The sequence below is a fragment of the Actinomyces sp. Marseille-QA0893 genome, assembly GCF_976954355.1.
The window spans coordinates 49,862-69,307 of record NZ_CDRJSY010000006.1 but is presented as its reverse complement, the minus strand read 5'-3'; the positions used below and the strand labels follow the sequence as shown (position 1 = coordinate 69,307).

16 protein-coding genes are annotated in these 19,446 nt (G+C 57.9%); 6 read left to right on the top strand and 10 right to left on the bottom strand.

Annotated elements, in window-relative coordinates; genetic code table 11:
- From ACWNMW_RS07740 to ACWNMW_RS07730, 3 genes are all read right to left on the bottom strand, one after another.
- Complete coding sequence (locus ACWNMW_RS07740; RefSeq protein ID WP_449490550.1) at nucleotides 1-1,335, bottom strand: YkvI family membrane protein; 1,335 nt, start codon at nucleotides 1,333-1,335, stop codon at nucleotides 1-3.
- Nucleotides 1,336-1,337: 2 nt separating this feature from the next.
- A complete protein-coding gene (locus tag ACWNMW_RS07735; RefSeq protein ID WP_449490549.1) occupies nucleotides 1,338-2,078 on the bottom strand; it encodes a nitroreductase in 741 nt (246 codons plus the stop codon).
- A gap of 361 nt (nucleotides 2,079-2,439) precedes the next feature.
- A complete protein-coding gene (locus ACWNMW_RS07730; RefSeq protein WP_295892899.1) occupies nucleotides 2,440-3,486 on the bottom strand; it encodes a threonine aldolase family protein in 1,047 nt (348 codons plus the stop codon).
- 140 nt (nucleotides 3,487-3,626) lie between these two features.
- On the opposite strand from ACWNMW_RS07730, the gene ACWNMW_RS07725 reads away from it, so the two are divergent.
- Nucleotides 3,627-4,484, top strand: coding sequence for a class I SAM-dependent methyltransferase (locus tag ACWNMW_RS07725; RefSeq protein WP_449490548.1), 858 nt, complete (start codon nucleotides 3,627-3,629; stop codon nucleotides 4,482-4,484).
- Between the two features lie 66 nt (nucleotides 4,485-4,550).
- Here ACWNMW_RS07725 and ACWNMW_RS07720 read toward each other — a convergent pair whose 3' ends face one another.
- Entirely contained in the window at nucleotides 4,551-5,150 is a 600-nt protein-coding gene (locus tag ACWNMW_RS07720; RefSeq protein WP_449490547.1) for a uracil-DNA glycosylase family protein, read from the bottom strand.
- A gap of 59 nt (nucleotides 5,151-5,209) precedes the next feature.
- Nucleotides 5,210-7,576 carry a hypothetical protein gene (locus ACWNMW_RS07715; protein WP_449490546.1) on the bottom strand — a complete coding sequence of 789 codons (2,367 nt, stop codon included), beginning with the start codon at nucleotides 7,574-7,576 and terminating at the stop codon, nucleotides 5,210-5,212.
- A 332-nt stretch (nucleotides 7,577-7,908) separates the two neighbouring features.
- On the opposite strand from ACWNMW_RS07715, the gene ACWNMW_RS07710 reads away from it, so the two are divergent.
- Nucleotides 7,909-8,364, top strand: coding sequence for a helix-turn-helix transcriptional regulator (locus ACWNMW_RS07710; RefSeq protein ID WP_449490545.1), 456 nt, complete (start codon nucleotides 7,909-7,911; stop codon nucleotides 8,362-8,364).
- Nucleotides 8,365-8,499: 135 nt separating this feature from the next.
- On the opposite strand, the gene ACWNMW_RS07705 is transcribed toward ACWNMW_RS07710, so the two are convergent.
- The 3 genes from ACWNMW_RS07705 to hemQ form a co-directional block, all read right to left on the bottom strand.
- Nucleotides 8,500-9,177 carry a DNA-3-methyladenine glycosylase I gene (locus ACWNMW_RS07705; protein WP_449490544.1) on the bottom strand — a complete coding sequence of 226 codons (678 nt, stop codon included), beginning with the start codon at nucleotides 9,175-9,177 and terminating at the stop codon, nucleotides 8,500-8,502.
- A 23-nt stretch (nucleotides 9,178-9,200) separates the two neighbouring features.
- Nucleotides 9,201-11,312 carry a hypothetical protein gene (locus tag ACWNMW_RS07700; protein ID WP_449490543.1) on the bottom strand — a complete coding sequence of 704 codons (2,112 nt, stop codon included), beginning with the start codon at nucleotides 11,310-11,312 and terminating at the stop codon, nucleotides 9,201-9,203.
- Nucleotides 11,313-11,585: 273 nt separating this feature from the next.
- Complete coding sequence (gene hemQ, locus ACWNMW_RS07695) at nucleotides 11,586-13,796, bottom strand: hydrogen peroxide-dependent heme synthase (protein WP_449490542.1); 2,211 nt, start codon at nucleotides 13,794-13,796, stop codon at nucleotides 11,586-11,588.
- Nucleotides 13,797-13,951: 155 nt separating this feature from the next.
- Between hemQ and ACWNMW_RS07690 the strand changes: the two genes are divergently transcribed.
- Entirely contained in the window at nucleotides 13,952-15,094 is a 1,143-nt protein-coding gene (locus tag ACWNMW_RS07690) for an ADP-ribosylglycohydrolase family protein (RefSeq protein WP_449490541.1), read from the top strand.
- Nucleotides 15,095-15,235: 141 nt separating this feature from the next.
- On the opposite strand, the gene ACWNMW_RS07685 is transcribed toward ACWNMW_RS07690, so the two are convergent.
- Both ACWNMW_RS07685 and ACWNMW_RS07680 read right to left on the bottom strand, forming a co-directional pair.
- Nucleotides 15,236-15,880 (bottom strand): DUF4230 domain-containing protein, encoded by a 645-nt coding sequence (locus ACWNMW_RS07685; protein ID WP_449490540.1) that lies wholly within the window; start codon nucleotides 15,878-15,880, stop codon nucleotides 15,236-15,238.
- 155 nt (nucleotides 15,881-16,035) lie between these two features.
- Nucleotides 16,036-16,353 carry a heavy metal-binding domain-containing protein gene (locus ACWNMW_RS07680; protein WP_034501898.1) on the bottom strand — a complete coding sequence of 106 codons (318 nt, stop codon included), beginning with the start codon at nucleotides 16,351-16,353 and terminating at the stop codon, nucleotides 16,036-16,038.
- A 131-nt stretch (nucleotides 16,354-16,484) separates the two neighbouring features.
- On the opposite strand from ACWNMW_RS07680, the gene ACWNMW_RS07675 reads away from it, so the two are divergent.
- The 3 genes from ACWNMW_RS07675 to ACWNMW_RS07665 all read left to right on the top strand — a co-directional run bounded on the left by ACWNMW_RS07675 (nucleotide 16,485) and on the right by ACWNMW_RS07665 (nucleotide 19,427).
- Nucleotides 16,485-17,531, top strand: coding sequence for an alpha/beta hydrolase (locus tag ACWNMW_RS07675; protein WP_449490539.1), 1,047 nt, complete (start codon nucleotides 16,485-16,487; stop codon nucleotides 17,529-17,531).
- 224 nt (nucleotides 17,532-17,755) lie between these two features.
- On the top strand, nucleotides 17,756-18,679 hold the full coding sequence (locus ACWNMW_RS07670) for an ABC transporter ATP-binding protein (protein ID WP_449490538.1): 924 nt from the start codon (nucleotides 17,756-17,758) through the stop codon (nucleotides 18,677-18,679).
- A complete protein-coding gene (locus tag ACWNMW_RS07665; protein WP_034501901.1) occupies nucleotides 18,666-19,427 on the top strand; it encodes an ABC transporter permease in 762 nt (253 codons plus the stop codon). The genes ACWNMW_RS07670 and ACWNMW_RS07665 overlap by 14 nt, the downstream gene beginning before the upstream one ends.
- Nucleotides 19,428-19,446 lie beyond the last annotated feature (19 nt).

The following is a 19,446-nucleotide window of genomic DNA, read 5'->3' as shown; positions in this document are numbered from 1 at the left end:
CTACTTGCTGTCCGTGGAATCCGGCAAGGCCTCGGCAATCTGCTCGGCGACCAGGTCCTCGTCAACGGGCAACTGAGTGCGCGCATAGGCGGCGGCATCGTCTTGGGTGGCGACGATCTGCTCTGCAATTGAATCGGCATCGCGGCGCAATTCTGCGCCATCAACGACGGAGGCTCGCGCAAGACGCTGCGCTTCGGCACGGTCCGCGTCGGTGTACTCGAGGTCATCGGCGTGCTTACGTACCTGCACGCGGATCAGCTTGTGGCGCAGGTTCTCTTCGCGGATCACCGAGGCGCGGCGGTGCAGCCACGCGATTGCAAGGACTACGAGGAGCGCGATCCCAAGGTAGCCGATGATCGGATACATGCCGCCAACCAGTTTCTTGAATCCCAACAGGGAGGCCGCATAACCCGCAGCCGTCAATCCTGTCAGAATCACTCGCATACGCTGATCTGAACCGCCGGAGAAACGGCGCGCGGTCGAATAAAACAGGGAAAAGACTGTGTTGTAGATCAGCGCGAAAATGATGAGCGTATACAGGAGCGCGAAGGCCGGGTGGATGTGGCGAGCGATCTCGAGGGTCGGTACTCCCACGTCCCAGATGCGGTCCATATTGAGGAAAAGCGTCACGGCGTCGGCTGCGATAACGAGGGCGATCAGCGCACCGCCAAGTCGACCGGCTTTACGTGCAACATCAATGCGCAGAACTGAACCACCCAGAACGAAAGCCATTGCGACACCGTTGACCACGCAGAGTGCGAAGTAATTGATTGTGGAGAGCCACAAGTTCGGAAGTGCGGGAGTGACGTTCTGCGCTGCGGCATTGAGCTCTGCGACCCCAAGATGCGGGCGCGCAAGCGAGTAGATCGTAAGGATAGAGATCGCGAGGATAATCATCGGCGTGAAGACTCCGATGACTTTCATGATGCGATCAAAATCAAGGAACGCAGTAATGACAACCAGAACTGCGCAGAGCGCACTTCCCGCCGAGGCCGGGATTCCAAACTGTTGCTCGAGGTTCGCTCCTGCGCCAGAGAGCATGACGAAGCCCATCGCGAAGCCCGAAAAGACCAGAACGACGTCAATCATGCGACGAACCAGAGGCGGCGCGATGCGCTCGAAGACCTCGTCATGATGGCCCGATCGGTAGTAGGACCCAAGCTGCAGAGCGACAACGCCAAAGACGATGTTGAGGACACCGAGGACGGCAATGCCGATTAAACCCTTCGCGCCAAAGGACAGGAAATACTGCAGAAGGTCTTGACCGCTGGCAAGGCCCGCGCCGATCACGACGCCAACGTAAGCGAATGCGACAGAAAGATACTGTTTCGGCACTCTTACTTCCCTTCGAGAAGTTGAATCGGAGGGCGAGGCGCGCTCACTTGGTTGATCGGTGCCTGGGTGTCTGCGTAGCCCAAGCAGAAACCGGTGATGAGCTTGTAGTGCTGGGGAATCTCAAATTCCTGCTCGACCGGACCGCGCCAAGCCGAGAGCACACCGATTGCACACGAATCAACGCCGCGGGCCTTGGCGGAAAGGAAGAGTGTTTGAAGCATGAGGCCTGCGTCCATCGCGCTCCAAGGGAGCATCTTCTCGTGGACGAAAACGAAGCCCATGACGGGTGCGTTGAAAGCGGAAACATTGCGGCGGTTCGCGTTGTCGCGCCCCTCATAGTCGCGGCGTTCAACGCCGTATGCTCCGTAGACCAGTTTCGCGACTTCGACCTGAGGGGCGCGAAGTTCCTTCGGGTAGGGCTTCCAAACGGGAAAATCGCCGTCAGGAAGTTCGCGCTTGAGGGCGGTTTTAATCGTTGCGAAGCGCTTGTGGTGCTGGATCTCCAAAGTCTGGTTGAAACGCCGCACGTATTCTTCACGCAGGCGATCAGCACGCTCCCCCGTTGCCAATGCAACGCGGAAGGCACGAGTATTGGACCAGCTGGGGGCAGTCGTCGCGTCCTTGAGAATGGCATCGAGGACGTCGCGCGGAACCTGCTGATCCGTGTATGCGCGGGTCGAGCGGCGCGAGGCCGCGAGCGCGGAGAAGTCAAGGGCAGTGAAATCGCTAGCGTCGGTTGTCACTGTTCAAGGGTAGCGTGCTTGTGTCAGTTGGAGTCTGTTTCGATGGGAGTTCGTTCCGTTTGCTGCCTGTCTCAATGCGCGCTCCGTCCAGCCGATACTCCCCGTGCATTCCCAGCCCTTTTGTCACACGAAGTCGCGCCCAGCAACACCCACCCACCTGACACATGAAGTCACCGAAAAACACACGCTATAACGCATGACATTTACCGACATCATGTGGAGCAGGCTAGAAACGAACCACCAATCAAACCAGCCCAGCAGCGCCCTCCCACCTGGCACACGAAGTCACGAAAAAACACACGCTACAACGCATGATATTTACCGACTTCATGTGGAGGGAGCGCAACGGGCGCGGCGGCTATCAGGCCAGCGCGGCCTCGAAAGCTTTGATGTCCTCTTCAGGAGTTCCCCACGAAGTACAGAAGCGCGCCAAGAGACGACCATCGGGAAGGGTCTCCCAAATGCCGTATTGCACCTTGCGCGAGAGCCGTTCATGTCCGGCCTGATCCAAGGCGACAAAGGTCAGGTTCGTCGGCGAGTCCATCGTGACGACATAACCCGCGCGGATCAGAGCCTCGCGGATTCGCTTAGTGGCGGCAACGCCGGGTGCACCCAAAGTCAGGTAGAGGTCATCCTCAAACAAGGCCTCGAACTGGACACCCAAGAGGCGGCCCTTCGCAAGCAGCGCACCATGTTGCTTCATCTGCGTAACGAATTGACGGATCGACCCACCGTCGGGGATGACGACGGCCTCGCCGAAAAGGGTTCCGCACTTGGTACCGCCGATGTAGAACACATCCGACAGGCGCGCGACGTCCGCGAGTGAAACATCATTTGCCGGCGATGCCAGGGAATAGGCCAGACGGGCGCCGTCGACGAAAAGCTTCAAGCCACGCTCGCGGCATGCGGCGGAAATGTCCTCAAGTTCTTGGAGCGAGTACAGGGTCCCGTACTCGGTGGGCTGCGAGATGTAGACCAGCGCGGGGGCGATCATATGGTCGCGCGCGCCATCGCCTTCCCACGCGTCGCAAACACGGATGACGTTTGCGGCCGTAATCTTGCCTTCTTTCGCGGGAATGTCGAGGATCTTGTGGCCACCGCGTTCAACGATGCCTGCCTCGTGCATATTGATGTGTCCGGTGTGAGGCGCAATCACGCCCTGCCAGGGCAGGAGGATCGCATCAATGACAGTAGCGTTTGTTTGGGTTCCGCCGACGAGGAAGTGGACGTCCGCATTGGGAGCATCGCAGGCCTTGCGGATCAGGTCGCGTGCGCGCTCGCAGTGCTCGTCGGTACCGTAACCGCTTGTTTGCTCCATGTTGGTGGCGACGAGAGCATCGATGACCTCTTGACGCGCACCCTCTTGATAGTCACTGGAGAAATTCGGGATTACAGCTGAATTCGTCATTGGACAATTATTGCACGCTTTTTACCCGCGAAATAACACCCCTTGACGCTCAGCTCCCCCAAACTTCCTATCCGAGCACACACCGCATCTATCATGGTGAAAAGGTAATGACGCTGCCAGACCGCTAAAGGACGCTACTCATGCCACATGACCACAGTCCGCATCCCGCTTCGATCAACCGAGATTCCAAAGACTACTGGAACAAACGCGCGGCAACTTTCACCCGTTACGCGACCGAAGACTACGAACTCTGGCTCATGGACTTACTCTCCCCCGCGAAGGGCGAGACGATCATGGACATGGGCTGCGCAACGGGCACACTTGCGCTTCCCCTTGCGAGGGCCGGCCACCGAGTCCACGCCTGCGACTTTGCCGAGGCCATGCTGACTATCCTCGATCAGCGTGCCGCCGCCGAAAACCTTCCTATTACCTCGCATCTGCTTGCCTGGGATGAAGACTGGAGCCAGGCCGGTTTGGGAGAGAACAGCGTCGACTGCGCTTTCGCTTCACGCTCCCTGATGAGCGACAACACTCACAGCCGCATTGCAAAGCTTGACTCCGCAGCGCGAATCAAGGCCGCGGTAGTCGTCCCGAATAGCCTTCCACCATCATCGGATCCCAGGCTCTTGACCTACCTGGGTCGCAAAGCGAAGCGGCCCAGTACCGTCCCCGAGGTCATGCGCGCGCTGCGTTACCTCGGCCGCATTCCTGTCACCGCGACAACGAACACCTACCGGCCGATGCGCTTCAATTCCTTTGACGAGGCCAGGGCTGATCTGCGTCGTTTGGCGCGGCCCGAGCCTTTCACTCCGCGTGAGCAACGTTTGTTCGACGCTTATGCACGCGATCATTTCGTTGAGGTTCCGGCAGTGCAGCCTGTGAACGGTCTTTCTGAGGATCACAGCGATTCGCCTCAGACACAGTGGGTTTTGAATTACCCGCTCCCCGTGGTTTGGACTTTCATTGGCTGGCGCACTGACGGAAGCGAGTGGGAGTAACAAGCGGGAATATAGTTTTCCCCAAAGACATCACTGCCTTCGGGGAAACAGAACTCGCTTAGAAAGTCACTTCATAATCTGCGCGACAAGCTCTTGCAGATCCGGAATGACGGTCTCGTTAAACCACGGGTTCTTCTTCATCCAGATCTGGTTACGAGGCGATGGGTGGACCAGAGGGAAGAACTCCGGCAGGTAGTCGCGGTAGTCCTTGACGACCTGCGTGAGCGAGGCCGAGGACTTGAGCTGCAGATAGCGCTTTGTTGCGTAGGAGCCGACCAGAATAGTGAGCTTCAGATCGGGCATGAGCTCCAGCAGCCGCGGGTGCCACTTGTCCGCGAAGTCTTTGCGCGGGGGCAGATCGCCACTTTTTCCGGTGCCCGGGAAGTAGAAGTCCATGGGGACAATGGCCAGCTTCCCCGAGTTATAGAAGGTATCGCGATCGATCCCCATCCATTCGCGCAGGCGATCACCGCTGCGGTCGTTCCAGACGATGCCGCTTTCCTCGGCGACGCGGCCGGGAGCTTGGCCGACGATCATGATCCGACATTCGGGTCCCGCGAAGAAGAGCGGGTCGATGCCGCGCTTTGTGAATGAGGCATTTTCCGGGTCTTTCCGGATTTCCTCTGCGATTGCTTTAAACCTCGGATCAGTAATCTCTGGAGTCATACCCCCAGCGTATGTCACGTCCGCAGACAAACCACCATCAACACGTTGGAGGTCACACGCTAGTCCAAGTCTCCGGCGCGGACGACATCAGTGCTCGCGCTCGGCACGAGGCCCCCGCTCTCCAGGGCGGCCTCGCGCGCTTTCTTTTCCAGTCTTCCCAGCTCCGCCACGGCGTCGTCAATGTGGGAGACCGCTTCCTTCAGGCCCTTCCTCTGCTTTTTCTGGTCTGCATTTTTCGCTTCCTGCAAGGCCTCAATCGTTCGCCTATTGGTGTCGGCCGCGCGTTCCAAGCACGCCCGCAGATCTTCAACGATTGCCAGCGCCTGCACCGGCTCTTCCTCGAGAAGCACCGAACAGTAAGCAAGTCTCTCGACGCACCCCTGCTTCACCTGTTCCGCATAGTCCTTACTGAGAGCTCCCACCAGCACTGCACCACCGGTTGCAGTCGTCAGGCCGAGAAACGCGCCTCCTCCCGTGATGATCGCGGTCCCACCCGCCATACCGAGGCCTCCTGCGGCGAGGGAGCCACCGCCCACCCAGGCCAGGCTCGCACTCGTCAGCGCCGCGCCGCTCAGTCCAACCACGGCCTCGCCGGCTAGGACCGTCGCGATCGCGGGAGCTGCCACGGCCGCAACCCCACCCGTGGCAACGGTTGCAGCCACAGCCGCAGCACCGCGCACCGCCCACTTCGTGTAGGTACCTGAGATCCACCGGTCGTAGGACGCACGCGCACTCTTCAGCCGCTTGAGCGTCTCCGAATCGATAACATCCTGGTCGGCGGTGAAGACATCGGTGAGCCACGTCTGGGAGAGGGAGAGCTTCTTTTCCGTGGCGTAGGGATTAAAATCGAGTAGCTTCTGGGCGATAGCGAGCCGGAGGGCTTCCGCGCCCTCCCCCGAACACAAGGCACGCAGCTGCCTGTAAGCATCGGCAGAGCAGAGAAAGTAGTCTTTCCCTCTCTCATCCCAGGCAATTCTCTGCCTGCGTTTCCACGCACCGATCAGAATTTCCTTGCGCTCGCGCAACTCAGCTTTCTTCTCGCGACGATAGTCGTCCTCGACCCACGCCATGTTCAGCGAGTCCAATACCCGCTGAACATCAACGCCCAGAGGCGCATACACAGCCACGTCCGAGCCCGCTGTGCTGGCCCGACGCTGCTCCCACCGCCGTTCGACATCCTCGTAGATATAGGAGCTGTCAGCCCACAGAGCGAAAGCAAAACGTCCGATCCCGACATAGTTGAGGCGCATGAAGAAAAGCGGGACTGCTCCCACCTCGCCACTCGCAGCCCCCTCGACCGCCGCACGCACAGCTGCGATTGAGGTATTGATGACCACGAAGGCACCGGAGGCGACCGTCAGCATACGCGTCAGCGCCCGGCTATTGAGGGGCAGGAATCGCGAGGGATTAATACGCCCCAAGTCCTTGACGCTGGACACATCAGCGCGTCTGAGTTCATCGATGAAGCGCGTGATCGTGTAGAAGCCGCGGACAATGCACTCGTTGGCAAGGACGGCGGGAACCTGCGTAAGGATCTGACTCGCCAGGCCAACCTCGGTCCGCAGATCGAAGCGCAGGGGGTTTCCGTCCTGGTCCTTCAGGAGCGTACCGTTGAATGCCTTCGACACCCACTGCGAGAAGGTGGCGACCTTGTCCTCGTGCGCGATAGTCATGTCCCGGAAGAATGGCAGGGCCGAGGCCTCCTTGAGGAAGGAGAGAATCGGGCCAGGAATGCCCGTGCCCGCGCCGGGGGTTGAGCTCGAGCCCGCCATGTCGCTGATGAGGTGGAACACCCATTTGAGGGTTCCATAGAGGAACTTTTCCTCGACATTCCTGCCGAATAGCCTTCCATCCTTCAGAGCATCGGCAGGCAAGTCAAAGATCGCGAAGCTCCCATCCGTCGCGGTTCCAAACCCTTTGCCGGTGAATTGCATGAGGATGGAACATACGAGCCCCACGGGCGAGGGATGGTGGGAAAAGTCGCGCAGGTGGTGCTGGAGACCACCACCGAACTCCGGAGTGAGCTTATCCCCCACGAACGGGAAGCCCTGTTCCAAGAAGCGGATAGCGTCTGCGATGCTCGGATTCTCTTTCTTGAGTCCAACGCGCTGAGCCGCTCCGATAACGATTTTCTCGATTTTTTCGGACCCGAACTTGCGCGCGTCCGCCAGGTTGAAGTCCTTTTGCCACAGGACACTGAGTGCTCCCATGAGAGCGCCACTCGCAGCGGCAAAAACGTAATCTCTGGCTTGTGCGGGCGAGGTGTTGGGATCAAATTCGAACGCTTCGATCTCGTCCGCCTCGCCACCCTCACTCAGGCTGACCTCATACGTCCCCTCGACCCGAATGTCCATCAGCTGGGGAAGGGGGGTTTCAGAAAGCAGCAGACGCTCGTTGTCGCCACGACGGATCAGGTCCCGGGTCATGTTTGCTCCCATGCAACTCACGATAGATACCGGGAGACTATCACGGCAACCATCGGCACGTATCGACTCTCACTCAGCACTTCCCTACTCCTCCCCACTCTGTCCCTCCCCCAAATTCCGCATGCAATTCCCCGACCACCCCTTTTACCAACCCCGCACAAACCCCGGAATTTCAACGATCACAATTCAAATTCTGAAAGATCTGCGAGGGAATTGCATGCGGAATTGGAGGGGAGACGGCGCGCGGGAAGGACCACACCGATTGGTAGCGGCACATCAAGCAGGCCTACGTGTACGTTCCCGCGTCCTACGCCGATTTCTTGGGATGCCCAGTGGAATCCGGCGCAACAAATACGCTTATCTTCCGCACCTCTGACCTGGCGATCCCTTTCGTTAGCCGCTCCGACGCCATGCTCGAGGTCATCACCCCCGAGCTGCGTCGACGCCTGGAGAAGCTCGATACCGACGAGTCGGCGGCCGCGCGCCTGAGGGCGGTCCTGGTCGAGATGCTGCCCGCGGGCGAATGCACGGCGGACGAGGCCGCACACCGTCTGGGTACCTCGAAGCGCAGCCTCCAGCGCGCGCTCACGGCGGAGGGGACCACGTTCGCCAAGCAGCTGGCGCACACACGCGAGCTCCTGGCCCGCCGTTACCTTGCGACGACTCACATGCCGACCGAGGAAATCGCCTACCTCCTCGGCTACGTCGAGCACAACTCGTTCCTGCGCGCCTTCAGCGCATGGACGGGCACGACTCCCGCGAAGTACCGCGCCGCCCACGCGGCGTGAGCGCGACACACGCAGCCCCGGCCTCGTTCCTTTTCTCGGGGACGAGGCCAGGAGCTTGGCCCACGATCATGATCCGACACTCAGGTCCTGCGAAGAAAAGAGGGTCGATGCCGCGCTTTGTAAACGAGGCGTGATTCATTCAGACAGTGGCCGCTTCCAGGTTCCCGAGATGTCAGTGTTCACAATCCCGATCGCACTCATCAAAGCCAGCGCCGTGACCGGGCCGAAGAAGACGAAACCTCGACGTTTGAGGTGGGATGAGAGAGCGCGGGATTCTTCCGTTTGGGCGGGCACTTCCCCAGCATTTTTGGGTCGGGGATGCTCTCTGGGCTGGTAGAGCCAAACAAGCTCGCCCAGGTGCCGCGGATAGGGTTGCCGAGGCCGAAGCAGCTGTGCGAGCGGTGCTTCCTCCATCCGGCCTGCGCGGTACGCGTCAGCTTCGGCAGCTAGAGCACTGCGAAGCGCAATGACTGCCTGCGCGTTGGTAATGGCCGCATCGATCTTCCGCTTATTCCGTACGATGCCCGCGTTCTGCATCAAGCGCTCGCGGTCTTGATCTGTGAAGGCAGCGACGGCCTCGGGGATGAAAGATGAGAAGGCAGTGCGGAAGGCTTCACGTTTCTTCAGGATCGTTAACCATGAAAGGCCGGATTGGAAGCTCTCAAGGACCAGGCGCTCGAAAACGCCTTGCTCGGAGGTGACCGGACTTCCCCACTCGATGTCGTAGTAGTCGCGCAAGAGCGGGTCCGTGGCCGCCCATGTTGGGCGGACGAGGCCGTCCTCGCAGGTGACGAGGCCTTCGGGAAGAGTCACGGTCACCTCCTCGAGCAGTATTGCTAGTTCGTCTTGGTGTTTGTTAAGTGAGGGCCGATGTAGCCGATGTAAACCTTGTGGGTATATCGCGTATCGGCGTAATAATGCATACGCGGGTCATTCGTATCCCTATGGCTCGTTTTGAAATGAGCCAACATTTCAACCTCGCCATGCGGATTAACCTCGACGGGAACAGGGAATATCCTTTCTCCACACATTTTTTCGTTATTTCGGACCGTTTCACTTTCAGTAGGGGAATGACGCGCCTGCGACACTATTCTGTATTGTCCACGGCTTTCCGCCAGATAGTCATGCACAGATCCCTGAAAGCCTATTTCTTTGCGTGCGCGCATATAATCACGCAAGACAAGGATGAATCTCCAAAAGTCTGCTGCGTAACGAGAATTTCCGCTCATGTCGTCTAAATCGAGTATCGCGGCACACATTCGATCGGGATCACAAAAAACGACATATTCCCGCACCTCCCGATGCATATCATCCTCAGTCATCCAATCGAAGAGAGTCGCCATATCTTCGGGAGGTTCATCAAGATATTGTTCTGTATCAACAAAATCATGAGCTGACACTTGAGGATGAGAAACCTGCCACTGAAGTTTCCGATTCTCGGCCTCAAGCTTCCGTCTCTCGTCACGCTCGTAGCTTCGCTCACGTTCTTGTTCCGCAATCTTTTCCTCGAGTTCAGCGACTCGTTCTACTGCTTTGCTATCTTCTTCGGCCTGCTCGAAGAGAGCCTCATAGGCATCAATTTCCTTCTGAAGCCTGTTCTTTTCCCCCTGAAAATCCTGAGTGAGCTTATGTACTTTCTGCGCCAGGTCGTTATAGCGCTCATCGATGACACTCAACCCGGCCGACAGGGCTTCAACACCATCACTCATATCGTCGTGAGTTCTTGGATCGAACATCGGAGCAAAACGTCGAATCAGCTCTATGAGCGGAGCTGCCCACTGAGGACGTCGACTTCTATCTGTACGTTGAATATCAGAAGCCACTTGCGGAGTCTGTAATGCTGCCGTTTGCTCGTGAGGCTTGGAGTCTGATTCCTCCCCTTTCCTGCTTGCGAGCACAGTTTGCACCACATGTTCAACAGCTTTGGCTACGGATGTTTCTGTCTCTTCAGCCTGCTCGGGGATCACTTCCGGCGCCAACGCCAGACGGAAAGTCGGAACTTCCAGTCTTTGTTTATTCAGCACATCTTGGGCGCTTTTCAGCTCCCCATCGAGGCCCTTCTCCCAAATATATGAACACGGAGTTCGGGCAATAATGCGCGATAGTTCGGGACGGAATTTCTTTTTGTTCCCGTCAAGGCCGTGATACAGAGTTGATGAGGTCAAAATCCTATGGCGCTTTGGATCAAGATCGTCACTTGGATTGACTTGTGGGAGGTAAGTCCTCAGGCAGCCTTTATCCATTTTCAGGCTTCCGATGCGCTGACAGAAATAGTCATAAACATCCGGTTTGAGCAAAAAATAGGACGCACATCCACAGGAATCATTAGTCAAGGTCTTTAAAATCTCACGCCATTGATCATGGGCATGATCATTCTCATCCGAAATTGGCGCGGCAACAACGATAGCTACACGTCGCTGCTGATCAAAAATTTGATCAACCAATACATCTACTTCTTTTTGGTCAAAAACCTCGCGAATCGAATCAGAGATGAGCACGCCACTTTCGCGAACCTCATACTGGCTGACAAGATTTACGACCAAGTTCGGACGTCGCGCAGGTTCTTCAGAGGAGGCCGGAGGAATCACCTCAACCCAAATCACTTGGTGATATCTGGATTCCTTGGTTGCAGTCATGGCATACAGGCGCGTCGTCCAGCGATCATTCTGTTCAGAAGTATTGACTACTTCCAATAACTGCCGGCGATAATGCTGATCCTTACTGGTTTCACGTAGCCGCGTTACAGTTACTTCTTCAGCCTGTCCCTTGCTACGACGCAGTGATAATTCTCCGAATCGATAGATTCCGTCATCATCGAATTCAATGCTTCGTTTTCCTTCCAGAGGCAGGTATTTCTTGTTCACCCAGTCATGGAATAACTGATATGAAACTTCTAATGCGTCTTCTTTTTCTGGTAGTTCCAGAATCGCCCGATATCCTCGCGCCATAATGCATCCCTCACTCGTCGTTGATTGGTGGATATGGTCGATAGGTTACAGCGGCGCCCAGGCATTTCGAGTCAGTTTTACGGGAAATTCGCAGCGAACTTTTCATTGATTTCTCGCGCGCAATATCAACGCTCATACAGACTCAAATGAACAGAAAACAACGTCCCAGAACTGCCACGAACAGCAATTCTGGGACGTCCGCCGATCATGACGCTCAGCATTCATGCGTGAGCACGCAACAGCCTCTAGTCGGTTCCCCTAAATTCAGCCACGTCATGCCCTCGGCTGACGCTCAGCCCATTCCTGCAAGCTCACGCGGGGACCCGTGAAGAACGGGGTGTCCTCACGCACATAGAGGCGCGCCTCGGTGTAACGCTGGGCGTGCATGACGCCCTCGAGGCGGTCTAGCGAATCGGCCTCGAAAGCCAAAACCCACTCATAGTCGGAGAAGCCGAAAGCCGACAGGGTTGAGCCCTTGACATCGGGGTACTGCGAGAAGCCGTTCCGCCCATGCTCAGCCATGATCCGCGAGCGCTCTTCGGGAGCCTTCAGATACCAGTCGTAGGAGCGCACGAAGGGGTAAACCATCGCCCAATCACGCGGTGCAACCCCTCCAAAGCACGCAGGAATGTGGCGCTTGTTGAACTCGGCGGGAGTGTGCAGACCCATGCAGGACCACACGGGTTCCAAGAACTTGCCGAGCGCGCTGGCACGCAGGCGGTGGTAGGCGTCCTGCAAGACCTCGGGGTCATCATCAAGCCACCACACCATCAGGTCCGCCTCAGCGCGGAAGCCGGACACGTCATAGAAACCGCGGATTTCCGCGCCCGCGCCCTTCACGTAGTCCAGGGATTCGGCGACGATGCGGCCGCGCTCACCATCGTCGGCGGGCAGGGACTCACCCAGTGCGAACACGGAATACAGCGCGTAGTGCTGCTTGCCGTTGACCTCGTCTAGGTCAATATCTGTCCTATCGCGCGGGTCGGGAACGTAGGAGTGCGCGGCGTGGTGGTGCGGAGCATGCTCGGCAACGTGTTCGGGCGCAGCCTCAGAGTGAGCGCTGTTTTCGGCATTTTCAGCGGGCTGTGCCGCACGACGGTTCAAGAACGCCATTGATTCCTCCTGTTGTATGGCGGATTGACCGGCGACTCGCTCAGGGCCGTCGGAAGAAAGTGGGGCATGCGAGCTCATGTGCTGAGCGCCCGTTTCTGCAGAATGCTGGGAATGCGCGGGCCGGGCCGGAGCTAGGCAGCAATCCTGGGGGCACACCGTATGGAAAGGCCCCGTACCCGTCACGGTTATGCGGAAGGGGTTTTCTCCCCTCGCTTGAGCCGCGCGTTCTTCCAACACGTCCACCAGCGATGAGACAAACGCGGGGTCCGTAGAGATGGTTTCTGCGCGCTTATACGCAATCCCAAGCTCCGCAGCGGTTCCCTTCGCCTCGGTGTCCAGATCGTAGACAACCTCCATGTGGTCGCAAATAAAGCCGACCGGCACGACGACTACACCGCTTGGCTTTCCACTTCCCGAGGCCTCGTTTCCTTTCGGCATTCCCTGGCCTTCCGGGGCAATGAGTTCGCGGAGGAAATCGTTGATGTCGGGCTCCAGCCAGCGCGCTTGCGGCGGGCCTGAACGCGAACAAAATGCTAGGTCGTACCCCAAATCTTCGCGTCCCAAGACCCGACGTACTTCCGGCATGATCGCTTGAATCAGTGCATGGTGCTGGGCCACGTAACTAATTTCGGAAGCGGGAGTACCTAGAGATGAGTTTTCTTCAACTTCAAGCTCTTCACTGGCCTCGGTAGCGGGGGAAGAAACAGCCGAAGGGAAGGGGAAGGGAGAGGACCCTTCTTCCATGCTCACGGGGATGGAGTGGGTGACGAAAATCAGTCGGATCCCGTTTGGATCAGCCCCACACTCAACTAGGGCCGACCACGCGCGCCGGATAGAGGCAATTTCAGCACTGGCCATGCCGGGCGTCGAATAGTAGGGGCGCACTTTATCGACAATGATGTCGGCGCTCGGGTTGTCCGCACTGTCCTCTGCGCCAAGGACGATACTCCCCCACTTTTCGCTGAGGGACCGCGCGGCCTCGGCAAGGTCTTCGCGGTACTGACGGCACCCCGAATACGAGGCATACGCGGAAGTCGGGAGCACAAGGATGCGTCGCGCGCCAGCTTGGGCGAGCTCGTCCAGGCCCTCGGCGACGAAGGGATGCCAATTGCGGTTTCCCCAGCCGACGGGGATGTCATATCCGCGACGCGAGAGCTCGGCGGATAGCTCAGCGATCAGGCGCTGATTACAGGCATTAATGGGCGAAATTCCACCGAAACGCTCGTAGTGCTTCGAGACTTGAAGAAGGCGTTCGTCGGGGATTCCACGGCCTCGCGTTGCGTTGCGCATGAAGGGGAGGACATCCTCCATGCCGTTGGGGCCACCGTAGGACAGCAGCATGATTGCGTCATAGGGTTCCAATCCCGGCACTGTGAGGCCTCCTTCGTGGGTAACGTGGCAAGTTTAGGACTGCACGCCCGCCCTTCGCAGCGACAAAGTGTCAGAAAAACGCGAGATTGCGCCATTTTTGCGCACGTGCTGGCCAATCCGAACACTGTAAAATATTCATGTTCTAAGGAGGATTCATGGACAAACGCGATCGCTACCGCGGCGCACTCATTGGCGAGGCCGCCGGAGACGCCTTGGGCTACACCGTCGAGTTCCTCCGCGAACCACAGATTTTCCACCGCTTTGGCCCTGCAGGAATTACCGATTGCGTCCTTGATGAGCAGGGCGTTGCGCGTTTTTCTGACGATACTCAGATGACTCTCTACACCGCGGAAGGCTTGCTTTTTGCGCATACCCGAGGGGCCTTGCGCGGCATTATGGCGTCGATCAGCTACTACATGTCCTTCATGTATCAGGATTGGTACCGGACGCAAACCGAGGAATTTAGCGAACGCACTCGCTGCGCTTGGGTCAGCGGGTTCCCCGAGCTTTTTGCGCGGCGAGCGCCCGGGACAACGTGCATGACGGCATGCGCTGCGGGGGCTAACGGAACTCTCGAGTCCCCGATCAACGATTCAAAGGGCTGCGGTGGGATCATGCGCGTTGCACCGGTCGGCCTCTTTTACTCAAAGAGTTTTTCAAACATGACTCGCCACATGACCTACGCCGATATCCAGCTCCAGGGCGCGGAAATTGCGGCCCTCACTCACGGCCATGAGCTGGGGTGGCTTCCCGCGGGAGCCTTCGCGCAGATCGTATCGATGATCGTCCATGAGGATTCTTCCCTTCCCGAGGCCGTCGCCGCCGCGAGCGCAACCCTTCCCGAGGCATTCCCCAAGGCGCGGATGATTGGCGCCTTGCAAGAAATCATGGAACGCGCAGTTTCACTGGCGTCTTCTAATTTGAGCGACCTCGAAGCGATCCACGAGCTTGGCGAGGGCTGGGTTGCGGAAGAAACCCTGGCGATCGGGGTCTTGTGTGCGCTGCGCCATCAGGGGGATTTCGCGGGAGCGATCGCCGCGGCCTCGAACCACAACGGCGATAGCGATTCAACCGCCGCGCTCGCGGGCACGATCATAGGTGCACAAATTGGTTACGAGGCAATTCCGCATCGCTTTATTGATCCGCTTGAATTGCACGAGGCCATTGTTGAAATTGCCGATGACCTATCGACCGGCTGCGGCCACCTCAGCGAGTTCGCACCCCTCGACCGCGCGTGGGCGCACAAGTACATCCACCACGACTACGTTCAGTGGAGTCGTGAGGGAAGCAAATACTGAACCTAAGCTGCGCAAGAACTGGCGTCGCTACTTGAGACAACCTGCGCCGCACTCCCCACCGACAGCGGTACTCTCCCAACTCTGCCCGAGGCGAATGCAGACGGGGAGCTTTCTCCCAAAAGCTAGCCCCGGCCTCGGCAATCAGTTCTTCGACTCAGCGACGCTTACGCTCACCTCGTAGTCCTTGGCCTCGTCACCCAAAACTGCCTTGACGTGACCGGTGACGATTTCGTCCAGACGCTTTTGCGCCTTTTCAAGCAGGCCACGCTTCACGGCGTCCTCGGATGCGCGCTTCTCCTCATTCGCAAGGAAGCCAGTGACTTCATTGACCTCAAGGCGGTTTGCCAAACTAAAGGTCTGGTCGTAGGTCTTGACCGAGGAAGGATCGATTTTAGTCGAGATCACCTGGGCAGCCGGCACGGTGACCTTAATGGTTTTCTTGCTTTCGTCCCGTTCAACCTTGATCGCGCTGATATCGGTGATGCCGGCTTTCACTTCACCCGAGTAGGTGATGAGGAATGACGCTCCTGTTCCGGGAACCTCCAGGCCAAAAATCTGCGTTCCTTGCTCAGAGTATTTACCAACCTCAGTGAAGATATAGGACTCAGTCGCAAGCTCGGCGATATCAGAGAAAGAGTTGGTGATGGTCGTGGTGTCGGTCGTGACCTTCTTGGAATTAAATCCCAAGAATCCCAGGTAGGGGGCCATTTTCATTCCGCCGAGGAAGACCAGGGCAATAACGACAAGAGCACCCAGTACTCGAAATAAACCGCGAAGTTTCGCCATGACACAACCACCATTGCTTGTTGATACAGGATTGAATACTGTGCGATTTTACAGAGTTCGCCAAGGGTAAATCAAGGAAGCAACAAGAAATATCCCCACACCTCGAGCCGCGAGATTCCGCCTGAAGTGCGGGGATTCTTAGTGAATAAATACGCTCACACCTCAACAGCAGTGCCCGTGGCGATTGCTGCGAGCATTCCATTGTCAGCTCCGGCGGTGAAGTAGTCGACATGCACGCCGACGACCGCGTTCGCGCCCATTGCCTTCGCGCGCTGACACATCTCGTCGATCGCAGTTTTCGAGGCCTCGGACAGCTCCTCTTCATAGTTCGTGGCCCGGCCGCCAAAGAGGTTCGACAAACCCGCGCCGATGTCCTTGAAGAAGTTCACACCCGAGATCGTCTCTCCGGAAACAATTCCGATGTAACGCTTAATGGGCGTTCCTTCAAGGGTCGGGGTCGTAACAGCAATCATGGCAACTCCTTTGTCCAGTTGTTATGCCAATCCTATCTGCCGGCGGCGAAGGCGCATTCGCAGTGCCACACTCGCGGACCTAAAATCGACCATATGAGGTCAACACGCACAAACTACACGGAACTTCACCGATGAGCACTCCGACCTCACCCGCCCCCGAAACCTCAGCGAGCCCGGCGCGCCAGCCACGGCCTCGTAACCGAAAGGGGACGATAGCGCTTGCCGTGGGCACCCTGGTGGCGGCAACTGGCTTGGTGAGCGCAGCAGGATACGAGGCCTACCATGCTTCCCAACCCTCTCCCACAGTTACCCACCACGAGAAGGCGGACGGGACAACGGTGATCATTCCCGCGGCCTCGGAGAATCCGATTCCCTTGCACGGGCGGATCGACACCGTGGATTATCAGCAGGAGTATCAGGGCGTGACCTACAAGAAGCAAGCCCTGGTCTACCTTCCGGCAACATACGTACAGGGAATGCCTGCCAATATCGCGTACCTGACTCACGGATGGATGAGTAGTGCGGAAGAGATGGCAGACGAGGTCTCGCCGGCCATTGATGACCTTGAGCGCAGCGGCGCGGTCTCTCCAACAATCGTTGTTTTTGCGACGTATTACCCTGATCGTTCTTTTGTGAACGATGATTTTGAAACGGATTATCAGCTCAACCGTTTCTTTGCGACCAGCGAGATCAACACTCTTATTGACACAGTCGAGTCGCGCTACTCAACCTACGCGGGCGGCGACACCACAGATGAATCCTTAAAAGCTAGCCGTATGCACCGCGCGTTCGGCGGTTTTTCCATGGGCGGGATTACGACCTGGGATGTTTTCGCCCTGAACCCGGACTATTTCTACGGTTATCTGCCAATGGCCGGAGAGTCATGGATTGGCCGCGATCATGACGCGCCTCTACCCCAGATTGCCGACGAAGTAACCTTGGGAGTACGCAGCCGCAACATGGGGCAACAGGATTTCCGTATTATTGCCAGCGTCGGTTCGGACGATCCAGCACTGGACGACATGAATCCGCAGCTCGATGAGTTTTACCGCAGGCATCCGACGCTAATGACGCCCCAGAGCTTGCAGGTGTGGATCGACGAGGGTGGGACGCACTCCTTGGCCTCGGTTTCGCGCCAGCTCAGCCACGCCCTGCCGCTGCTTTTCCCGCGCCAGTAGGCGCGATCGACACCAGCAGGCCGGATTGACACCACTTGGCGACATCGCATACCCCAAAAACCGCTCGTTCAAAGCTCCAACTGGTGTCAATGCCTCCAAACGCTGTCAGTGAGCCAGTGAGCCCTTTTCCTTCATTCTTTCGGACCGCATTGCATCCGTAAGTTAACAGTGTTAACCTCTATCTTGACACAAAGTTAACGCTGTTAACCGATGGGAGAATGACCGTGTCACAACCACACTCACCCGCCCTAGAAGCTCAGGGAATCTACAAGAGCTACGGCACCCACAAAGTTCTGCGCGGAGTCGACCTTCGCGTCGAACCAGGGCAGATCCTTGGACTGCTCGGACGAAATGGCGCCGGAAAATCGACGCTCATCACCATTTTGTGCGGGCTGAAGCGAGCAGACGCCGGCAGCGTTCGCATCTGCGGAAAGAATCCTGCAGCGCACAACATCGGCCAGCTGCTCGGATATGCACCGCAGGATCTCGGCATCTACCCCGACCTCAGCGTTGCCCAGAATCTCACCGCTTTCGGAGAGCTACACGGGCTTGGCCGCCGCGAGGCCACGGCGCGCGCCGGCGAAGTGATGGAGCTGCTTGGCCTGAGTGAAAAGCAAGACCAACGCGCCTCGCACCTCTCGGGTGGCCAGCAACGCAGACTCCACGCGGGAATGGCGATCATGCACAAGCCTCGACTGATCTTCATGGACGAGCCCACGGTTGGGGCGGATGTTGAAGCGCGCAGCCAGATCCTGAGCGCGGTCCGTCAACTGGCCGAAGAGGGCGCAGCCGTCGTCTACACCTCGCACTACCTGGCAGAGTTCGAGGAGCTTGGCTCTGACATCGCAATCCTGAGCGAGGGTCGAATCGTTGCCCGCGGAAGCCTGGAGGACATCATTTCCGCCCACGGCAGTGCCGAGGTCACGCTCACCTTCGACCGCACCGTTCCCCCGCTCGAGGGGTGGAGCGCCGACGGTAACGTACTGCGCCACAGCGGGGACGAGGCCGACCCGGGCTCGCGCATCGGCGAAGTTTTGGCCTCGCCAGCCCTGGCGGGAGCACGCCTCGTCGATGTGAAGATCGACCAACCGAGCCTGCACAACGCATACCTGCACATCATCGAGGAGAGTGACCATGTCGCAGCTTAAGCAACTATGGGCAATGACCCGCTTGAATATCCGCCTTCAACTCACCGATCCCGCGCCAACATTGATTCTGACGGTGATCCCGCTCGTCTTGATTCCTTTCATGATGCCGGCGTTTAAATCAATGCTCCTAGCCGACGGATACACGGGAGCCACCGGCGCCGAACAAGCGGTTCCCTCGATGGCGATTCTCTTTTCTTTCCTCGCCGTCCAGAACATCATTGGCTCGTTTTTCAACGAGCATTCCTGGGGAACGTGGGAGCGCCTCGAGGCATCTCCGACCTCGCGCGCATCCATCCTGACCGGCAAAGCGTTGGTTGCCTACATCATGCAGACCGTGCAGATCACGGTCGTGCTCGTGCTCGGTGCAGCGATTTTCGGATATCGCCCGAAGGGCTCTTTACTTGCACTGATGGCGGTACTGCTGAGTTTTTCGGCGGTCCTATCGGCCCTGGGTGTTGCAATTGCCCTGTGGTCACACAGCCGAGATGCCGCACTGTCCATGTCGAATATCGTGGGGATGCTCGCGGCAGGAATCGGTGGTGCATTCTGCACTGTTTCTTCCTTCCCCGACTGGGCTCAGCACGCCGCGCGCCTCTCCCCCGCCTACTGGGCAAACGCCGCAATCAACAAGGTGAGTTTGGATGGTCTTGGATTCGCTGATATCGCCCCACAAATCGGCGCACTGTTGGGATTCTTCGCCGCGTTCGCCGCGCTTGCACTGATAAAGTTTCGTTATCACAAGGAGTAATCCACCCGAGCGGAGAGTC